The organism is Novosphingobium aquae (assembly GCF_037572715.1).
GTDB classification, from domain to species: domain Bacteria; phylum Pseudomonadota; class Alphaproteobacteria; order Sphingomonadales; family Sphingomonadaceae; genus Novosphingobium; species Novosphingobium aquae.
The window spans coordinates 1048952-1057259 of sequence record NZ_JBBHJY010000001.1 but is presented as its reverse complement, the minus strand read 5'-3'; the positions used below and the strand labels follow the sequence as shown (position 1 = coordinate 1057259).

Here is an 8308-nt window from a genome sequence, read left to right as displayed (position 1 = left end):
AATCTTGTCGTAGTTCATGGGTAGAGCAAATCCCCAGCGGCTTCGCAGCCGGTTCCTCGAAACGCAGCGCCTCTAGACCATCGCAGGATCACTTTCCAGCGACTTTCTGTGGCAAACTGTCACGCAACTGGACCAGCAGTGTTTTGTTGCTTGGGTCGATCAGCCAATCAAGGTCATGTCCCGGTATAAGGTGCAGCCTCGGTTCCGCCCGGTCCAGATCGTGCAAGCCGTTAAGCCAGCCAATCAACGCGACCCGGTTCTGCGGCGCGGAGAAATCGGTGATCAGGCGGGCCGGCGGTCGGCGCTCAAGCCAGCTGACTTCGCGCGGCGCAGTATCGCCGACGAACAGGAATTCCGTGCCATTGGCGAGCTGCACATAGATCATCTGTGAACCCGGAGAATGCCCTGGTGTCGGGATCACGACCACGCCCGGTGCCACCAATTGCGGTCGGTCATGTGTGATTGTAGCCGCAATCTTGTGGACGGATACCCATGGCAGGGTAAGCTTGCCTTGGCCGCCTGGGACCTGAAATCTGTTCAGCCGCGCCTTAGCTGCGATAGCATCGCCACCGGGCGTGGCGGTTATCGCGGCCGGGCCATCCGAGATGGTCGGCGTGTTTGTGAGTCACAAGGATCAGGCTGGCAGAGCGCAAAAAATCGTCGACTCGCGCCTGAGCAGCCGCATCGAAATTCTCCATACCCAGTTCTTACGCATGAGCCGGTGTGGGCCCTGTTTCGATCATAATCGGCGGCGCGCCCGGCACGTCGAGGCGATAGGCCATCACGCCAGCCAGCTGCGGCCGGAAACTCGATCCGGCGGCCAGCAGATTGCCGGTCGAGCTGCGGAAGCCGATGAGTTCGAATGCGACCTAGTCAGGTTTTTGCCCGCGCCCTGCGGCCACAAGCTGACGCGCGCCAGCTATGTCCAGCCGTGCCGGCCTGCTCGACCAAGGCGAACTGTCGATAAACAGATACCACACCGGCGCGCCGACGAAGACTAGCAGGATCATAAGCAGTAGGTTGATGCGCCGTGTCATTTGTGGGCCCTATAGCATGGCGATTTGGTGAAGTCCCAAATCGGCAAGCGCCGGGGCGAGCTGGTGGGCTACCGCCTCATCCTTGCCGGTGAACAGTGCGAGGCCCTCCGTGACGCGGTCGAACCGTTGTCCGCCGACCAGCACCTGTACCCGGCGCGCGATCCCGCTGCCGCCGTGGACGAAATTGACCGCGCCGCCGAATGCCTCGGCCAATTCAGGCTCGACCAGCGGGAAATGCGTGCAGGCCAGCACGACCGTATCGATCTCTGCCCCGCGAACCTGCGCGGTGAGACCGGCTGCCGCGCGGGCAAAGACGGCGGGATCGACCGGTTGGCCGCGCAGCTTGGCTTCCGCAGCGGCGACCAGTCCGGGGGCGGCATGGCGCAGCAGCACCTTGCCCCGGGCGAATGCCGTCTCGAGCCGGTCGACATAGGGCTGACGAATCGTGGCGGCGGTTCCCAGCAGGCCGATCACGCCGGTCTGGGTGATCTCGGCCGCCGGTTTGATCGCCGGCACCGTGCCGACAATCGGGATTTCCAGAACGTCGCGCACCATGGCCAGCGCGATGGTCGAGGCGGTGTTGCAGGCGATGCAGACGAGCCGTGGCTGATAGCGCTCGGCCAGTCGCCCCAGCAGGCCGCAGACCCTTGCGGCAATCTCTGCCTCGGACTTATCGCCATAGGGCAGGCCGGCGTGGTCAGCGACGTAGATGACCGGAGCATCGGGCAGAACTTTCCGGATTTCCGCCAGTACGGACAAGCCGCCAACGCCCGAATCGAACAGCAGGAGGGGGGCAGCGGCGTCGGGAACTTGGGCCATATCGGCGGCATAGCCATTTTTCCGTTCCGATAAAGAGCATTGCCGCGCTAAGGGTTGATGCAGAGTTCGGGGGATTGTGATGGATCTGGCCACCTTGCTGCCTGTGCTGCTTGCCGGTTACTTGCTGGGCTCGATACCCTTCGGCTTGCTCCTCACTAGCCTGACCGGAGGCGGGGACTTGCGCTCGGTGGGTTCGGGCAACATCGGCGCTACAAACGTGTTGCGTACCGGGCGCAAGGGGCTTGCAGCCGCCACGCTGCTGCTTGACCTTGGCAAGGGCTTCGCGGCGGTGTGGTTGGCGCGGCATATGCTGGGCGGCGATCCGGCGATCGGCGGTCTCGCTGCCGTGATAGGCCACTGCTTTCCGATCTGGTTGAAGTTCAAAGGTGGAAAGGGTGTAGCCACGCTGATGGGCGTTGCACTCGGTCTCGCCTGGCCAATTGGCGCGATCTACGCTGCCGTCTGGCTGGGGATGCTGGCCGGCACCCGCATTTCATCGCTCTCGGGGATGAGCGCGGCCGTGTCTGCGCCGATTGCAGCATGGGCGCTGGGTTACACCGGGTTCGTGCCGGTGCTGGTGGTGCTCGCCGTGTTGGTAATCGGGCTGCACCGCGCCAATATCTCCCGGCTGCGCGCCGGGACCGAACCGAAAGTGGGCAGCAAGGGGTAAGCGCGGAGACGGCGCTGGACCTGGCGCGGGAAGAGGCATTTTCGCGAATCCGCTTGTTGCGTTCGCCCAATGTCGGGCCGGTCAGCTATGCGCAATTGCTGAGGCGGTTCGGCACGGCGGGGGCAGCCCTGGAGGCTTTGCCCGACATCGCTGGCAAGCGCGGCAGTCCCTATCGCGCGGCCCCAGCCGACCGCATCGAGGCGGAGATTGCTGCTGTCCGCCGCTCAGGCGCGCGCTATCTGTTCCAAGACTCGCCAGACTATCCCCCCTTGCTGCGCAGATGCGATTCCGAGCCGCCAATCCTGACGGTAAAAGGCGATGCCTCGCTCGGCGCGCGGCCTTGCGTGGCTGTGGTAGGGGCGCGCAATGCCTCTGCTGCAGCGATCAAGCTGGCGCGCGATTTCGCTGCAGAACTGGCCGGGCAGGGCGCGGTTATCGTCTCCGGACTGGCGCGCGGGATTGATGGCGCGGCGCACCGGGGCGCGCTGGCCGGGGCTTCGGGAGGCGGCGGTACGATCGGCGTGATCGCCAGCGGTATCGATTACCTGCCCGCCTGAACATGCGGATCTGCAGGCGCAGATGGGCGAAGAGGGGGCTGCTGATCGCCGAACAGCCCTGCGGGACAGAACCGCTCGCCCGCCATTTCCCGGCGCGCAACCGCATTATCGCCGGGATCGCGGCAGGCACGCTGGTCGTATAAGCCGCGCCCAAGTCCGGCTCGCTGATCACCGCGCGTCTTGCCGGGGAAATGGGACGCGATGTGATGGCCATTCCCGGCTCCCCGCTCGACAGCCGCAGCCACGGCTGCAATCAGCTGATCCGCGAAGGCGCCGTTCTGGTGCAGCGGCCCGAGGACGTCCTCGAACTGATCGAAGGCTTCACCGGCGCCCCGCGCAGTTTCCTGCGGGAAAGCGCCGAACCGCTGTTGTGCGACACGTTCGATGCCGAGGCTGAGCCTCCCGACATCACCGGCCTGCTGACCACGGCGCCGGTGGCGGTTGACGAATTGATTCGGCAATCGGGCGCCTCGCCGGCGGAAGTGCAGATGGCGCTGCTGGAGCTGGAACTCGCCGGGCGATTGGTGCGGCATGCGGCGGGCCGGGTGAGTTTGTCCGCTTAAGTCACCAATCAAGGCTGCCAGCGCGCTTCCCGGATCCAGCGGTTGTAGATCAGCTTCGTCCCACGCTTCACCGGCAGACCCGCGTGTTCGGTCAGCAGGTCGAGACTGCGGTCCGGCAGGGTGTTGCGGAACACCATTGCGTCGCCCTTGCGGCCTTTGACCTTGAGGCCGGTCTTCAGGAACGCGGTCTCGCCGCCATCATAGCCATCGTTCAGCCAGACCAGCGCGGTCATGGTGCGCTGGTTCTCGGCGGCGCGGACGAAATCGTGGTGCGGCTTGTATTCCTGCCCGGGTTTGTAACGCAGAACCTGCGCCGCCTCGCCGTTCTCCGCCGGCAGCCCTGCCGCCGCCGCGATGCGCTGGTTAAGCGCGTGGATCGCCGGGTCCTCAATCAGCCAGTGCAGCACCGAGCTATCGGAAGACCGGATTGGATCGCGCACCAGCTGGCGCTGGGCATTGTAGACCATCGATGGCTGGTATCCCGGCTCGGCAACTTTGAGCGCATAGTCACACTCTGCAGCGGTAAAGAGCCCGCGATAGATCGAGACCCACGGCTGATCGCTCACCTGTTCGCCTTTGGAGAGGTCCAGCGGATTGCCCTGAACGTCGATCATCATCGTCGCAATCAGATCGAGCGCCGCCTTGCGCTTCGCATCACGCGCCGCTTCCTGCTGCAGTCGCTCGATCGCGCCCAGCCAGTTGCGCTCGCCGGCAACACCGCTTGCCAGCAAGTTGGTCGCCGCCACGGCGCCGTCATGCGATCCCGCCGATCCGGCGCGCTCATAGAGCCGGCGTGCGCCAACCGGATCCTGCGCGATGTGGCCGCCCCACTTCATGTGGCCGAGCATCAGCATCGCCTGAGGCATGCCGCGCAGCACCATACCCTCGATTTGGGTCACGGCCCGCTGGCGCTGCCCGGCGGCAAACAGCCGCATGGCCTGATCAAGTTCGGGTGGGTTGCCGCTCATCACCGCAGCCTATGCCAGAGCTGTTCGCGCAATTCCAGAACCCGTCCTGACGAAGGTGGTTGACGGGGGCCAGCGAACCCTCCCACCCTCGCGCGTGTACATACACGTGAAGGAATACCCTTTCGGCCATGCAACTTGTCATCGTAGAATCCCCCGCCAAGGCAAAGACTATCGAGAAGTATCTCGGCAAGGACTACAAGGTCCTCGCCAGCTACGGCCACGTCCGTGACCTGCCGCCGAAGGACGGGTCGGTTCGCCCCGATGAAGACTTCGCGATGGACTGGGAGCTGTATGGCGACAAGGCGCGGCAGGTTAAGGCGATCACCGATGCCGCCAAACTGGCCGACCGTCTGATCCTCGCGACTGACCCTGACCGTGAAGGCGAGGCGATTTCGTGGCACGTGCGTGAGCTGCTGGCAAAGCGCAAGGCGCTGCCCAAGGATGTCCAGCGCGTCACCTTCAACGCTATCACCAAGGCCACCGTGACCGAGGCGATGACCCGCCCGCGCGAGCTGGATCAGGACCTGATCGACGCCTACCTCGCCCGCCGCGCACTCGATTACCTGTTCGGATTTACTCTTTCACCGGTGCTGTGGCGCAAACTGCCCGGCGCCAAGAGCGCGGGCCGCGTTCAGTCGGTCGCGCTGCGCCTGATCTGCGAGCGCGAGCGCGAGATCGAGGTGTTCAACCCGCAGGAATACTGGTCGGTCGTTGCCCAGATGGAGCAGGGCGGCACCGAATTCACCGCGCGGCTGGTCAAGTTTGGCGGGCAGAAGCTCGAAAAGCTGAGCCTTGGAGAAAAGGGCATTGCCGAGCGCGCTAAAGCCGCGGTCGAAGGCGGCGCTTTCCGGGTTGAGGAAATCGAGACCAAGCCGACCCGCCGGCATCCCTACGCTCCGTTTACCACCTCGACGCTGCAGCAGGAAGCCGCGCGCAAGCTGGGATTCTCGGCCAGCCACACGATGCGGATCGCCCAGACGCTCTACGAAGCGGGCGCGATCACCTACATGCGTACTGACGGTGTGCAGATGGACCCCAGCGCCATCCAGGACGCGCGCAAGGCGATCAATGACCGCTATTCGGGCCACTTCCTGCCTGAAAAGCCGCGCATTTACGAAACCAAGGCGAAGAATGCGCAAGAAGCGCACGAAGCCATCCGCCCCGTAGATTTCGCCGTCGACAAGTACGGTTCGGGCGACGAAGCGCGGCTCTACGACCTCGTCTGGAAGCGCGCGATCGCCAGTCAGATGGCCTCGGCAAGCCTTGAACGCACAACCGTCGTCATGCGTGACGGCACCGGTATGCACGAACTGCGCGCCAATGGGCAGGTCGTCAAATTTCCCGGCTTCCTCGCCGTCTACGAAGAAGGCCGCGACCAGAAGCAGGACGCAGAGGACGATGAAAGCGGCCTGCTGCCGCCGATGGATAAGGGCGATATGCCGCTCAAGAAGGGCGTCGAGGCCAGTCAGCACTTCACCCAGCCGCCGCCGCGCTATTCGGAAGCAAGCCTCGTCAAGCGGCTAGAGGAGCTCGGCATTGGCCGGCCTTCGACCTATGCTTCAACACTGCAGGTGCTGAAGGATCGCAATTACGTAAGAACCGAGAAAAACCGTTTTTTTGCAGAGGAATCCGGGCGACTTCTTACCGCGTTTCTTGAGCGCTTTTTCCCGACTTATGTCGCCTATGATTTCACCGCCGGGATGGAGGATGAACTCGACGACGTGTCTGGCGGACGCGAGGCGTGGAAGACCGTGCTCGCCAAGTTCTGGAAAGACTTCAAGCCGAAGTCCGACGAGGTCATGGAGCGCAAGCCCAGCGAAGTCACCGAGGCGCTCGATGAGTTCCTGTCCGACTACCTGTTCCCGCAAAAGGAAGAAGGCCACGATCCGCGACAGTGCCCGCAATGCGGCGTTGGCCGACTGTCGCTGCGCGGCGGTCGTTACGGCGCATTCGTCGCCTGCTCGAACTATCCGGAGTGCAAGTTCACCCGCAAGTTCGCCCAGCCGGGCGGCGCTGGTGACGGTGAGGACGGCGAGATCGGCAAGCATCCCGATACGGGCGAGCCGATCACGCGCAAGGTTGGGCGATTTGGTCCCTACATCCAGTTGGGTGAGGGCAAGGAAGCTGCGCGATCATCGATTCCGAAGGACATCGGCGAACTGGATCTGGACTGGGCGGTCAAGTTGCTGAGCCTGCCGCGCACGGTCGGTAATCACCCGGAAACGGGAGAGCCTATCACTGCAAGTCTAGGACGTTACGGACCATACCTCGCGCACAATGGTAAGTATGCCAAGCTGCGCAGCACGGCGGAAATCTTTGAGACCGGCATGAACAGCGCGGTCGCCAAGCTGGCGGAAGCAGCTGCCGGCGGCGGACGCGGCGCGCGCACGGCGGCCGAACCGCTCAAGGTCTTCGGCTCGCACCCGGAAAGCGGCGGCGAGATGAAACTGATGGCGGGGCGCTATGGCCCGTACGTCACCGACGGCGCGACCAACGCCACCCTGCCGCGTGACAAGAAGCCCGAAGACCTGACCGAGGAAGAAGCGGTCACGCTGATCACCGAGAGGGCCGCAAAAGGTCCGGCGAAGGGCAAGGGCCGCAAGAAGGCTCCGGCCAAGAAGGCCCCGGCGAAGAAGCCTGCTGCCAGGAAGGCGGCTCCGAAGAAGGCGGCGGCCAAGAAGGCCCCCGCCAAGAAGGCCGCTGCCGAGGTCGTTGCGGACGAGGACGTCCCTTTCTGATGGCCGAAAGCTTCACCCGCCATCGCCAGGCCTGGAAGGGCGAAGAGGTCGCGAAACTGCGTGCTCTCGCCGCCAAGGGCAAGGGCCTCAAGGAAATCGCCAAGGCCCTGAACCGCAGCGAGGAATCGACGAAGGACCGCGCCAAGGAAGACGGTATCGGGATTGCGAAACTGCGTTAGCTGATTTTGCGGAAAGCCAGCAGCGAGCCAATCTGCATGGTTGAACCTTTGTGGAATCCGGCGGTTTCCTGCCATTCCTCCGGGTTGCGGAAGGTGCCGAACAGCATATCGAACAGCGGAATATCAGCGTAGTTGTAGGCGTGGACGCCGCGTTGGTGGTGGATCGAATGGCTCTCCGGCCGCTGAACGATATAGCCCAGCCAGCGCGGGGTGCGGATGTTGACGTGCTGGAACATCGCCGGAAAGGTGCCCAGCACAGCGATAATAAGCGCAGCCTCGGCTGAAACGCCCATGACCAGCACCAGCGACAGCGAACCGAGCAGGGCCCAGCCCAGCGAATCCAGCGGGTGAAACCAAAACGCACCCCAGATATCGACCCGCTCGGCGCTGTGATGCATCTGGTGCGTCAGCCGCCACAGCCAGTCCACGCTGTGCATCGTCCGGTGCCAGAGATAGACCCCGAACTCGTAGACAAAGAAACCGCCCACCACTTGCAGCCAAAGCGGAAACGTGTCGGCCGGGATAAGCCGGTACTGTCCGAGCCAGGCGTCCCAAAGGAACGGCGCGTAGGTGATGATCGCGAAATAACTGAGGGTCGAGACGATTCCCAAGAGCGGCCAGTAGGGCACGCTTTCTAGCCGGTGCCCGCGTCCAAAATAGTCGAGAATGGCGAGCGCGACGAACATGCCCAAGGCGATGTAATGATAGGTACCCATCGGCGGACTTCCCCCGAAACCTGACGCGACGGGCGGAGGCTATCATGGGTTGGAAATCCGG

General features: G+C 63.8%; 8 protein-coding genes and 1 pseudogene. 5 read left to right on the top strand and 4 right to left on the bottom strand.

Annotated features, from left to right (window positions below):
• Positions 1-88 precede the first annotated feature (88 nt).
• Positions 89-439, bottom strand: a complete 351-nt coding sequence (locus tag WG900_RS05320) for an MBL fold metallo-hydrolase (protein WP_339965288.1) — start codon at positions 437-439, stop codon at positions 89-91.
• A gap of 136 nt (positions 440-575) precedes the next feature.
• Between WG900_RS05320 and WG900_RS05315 the strand changes: the two genes are divergently transcribed.
• On the top strand, positions 576-1001 hold the full coding sequence (locus tag WG900_RS05315; protein ID WP_339965287.1) for a hypothetical protein: 426 nt from the start codon (positions 576-578) through the stop codon (positions 999-1001).
• 45 nt (positions 1002-1046) lie between these two features.
• Here WG900_RS05315 and murI read toward each other — a convergent pair whose 3' ends face one another.
• Positions 1047-1856 (bottom strand): glutamate racemase, encoded by an 810-nt coding sequence (murI, locus tag WG900_RS05310; protein ID WP_339965286.1) that lies wholly within the window; start codon positions 1854-1856, stop codon positions 1047-1049.
• A gap of 79 nt (positions 1857-1935) precedes the next feature.
• Here murI and plsY point away from each other — a divergent pair, with 79 nt between their 5' ends.
• Together plsY and dprA are read left to right on the top strand one after the other, a co-directional pair.
• Positions 1936-2526 (top strand): glycerol-3-phosphate 1-O-acyltransferase PlsY, encoded by a 591-nt coding sequence (gene plsY, locus WG900_RS05305; protein ID WP_339965284.1) that lies wholly within the window; start codon positions 1936-1938, stop codon positions 2524-2526.
• Between the two features lie 20 nt (positions 2527-2546).
• A pseudogene (gene dprA, locus WG900_RS05300) lies at positions 2547-3646 on the top strand (DNA-processing protein DprA).
• 8 nt (positions 3647-3654) lie between these two features.
• Here dprA and WG900_RS05295 read toward each other — a convergent pair.
• Positions 3655-4614 (bottom strand): 2OG-Fe(II) oxygenase, encoded by a 960-nt coding sequence (locus WG900_RS05295; protein WP_339965282.1) that lies wholly within the window; start codon positions 4612-4614, stop codon positions 3655-3657.
• A 128-nt stretch (positions 4615-4742) separates the two neighbouring features.
• On the opposite strand from WG900_RS05295, the gene topA reads away from it, so the two are divergent.
• Together topA and WG900_RS05285 are read left to right on the top strand one after the other, a co-directional pair.
• Positions 4743-7352: a type I DNA topoisomerase gene (gene topA, locus WG900_RS05290; protein ID WP_339965281.1), complete on the top strand. Its 2610-nt coding sequence runs from the start codon at positions 4743-4745 to the stop codon at positions 7350-7352.
• Positions 7352-7531 (top strand): hypothetical protein, encoded by a 180-nt coding sequence (locus WG900_RS05285; RefSeq protein ID WP_339965280.1) that lies wholly within the window; start codon positions 7352-7354, stop codon positions 7529-7531. The genes topA and WG900_RS05285 overlap by 1 nt, the downstream gene beginning before the upstream one ends.
• Here WG900_RS05285 and WG900_RS05280 read toward each other — a convergent pair.
• Positions 7528-8247 (bottom strand): sterol desaturase family protein, encoded by a 720-nt coding sequence (locus WG900_RS05280; RefSeq protein WP_339965278.1) that lies wholly within the window; start codon positions 8245-8247, stop codon positions 7528-7530. The two genes, WG900_RS05285 and WG900_RS05280, sit on opposite strands and share 4 nt — an antisense overlap.
• Positions 8248-8308: the final 61 nt, after the last annotated feature.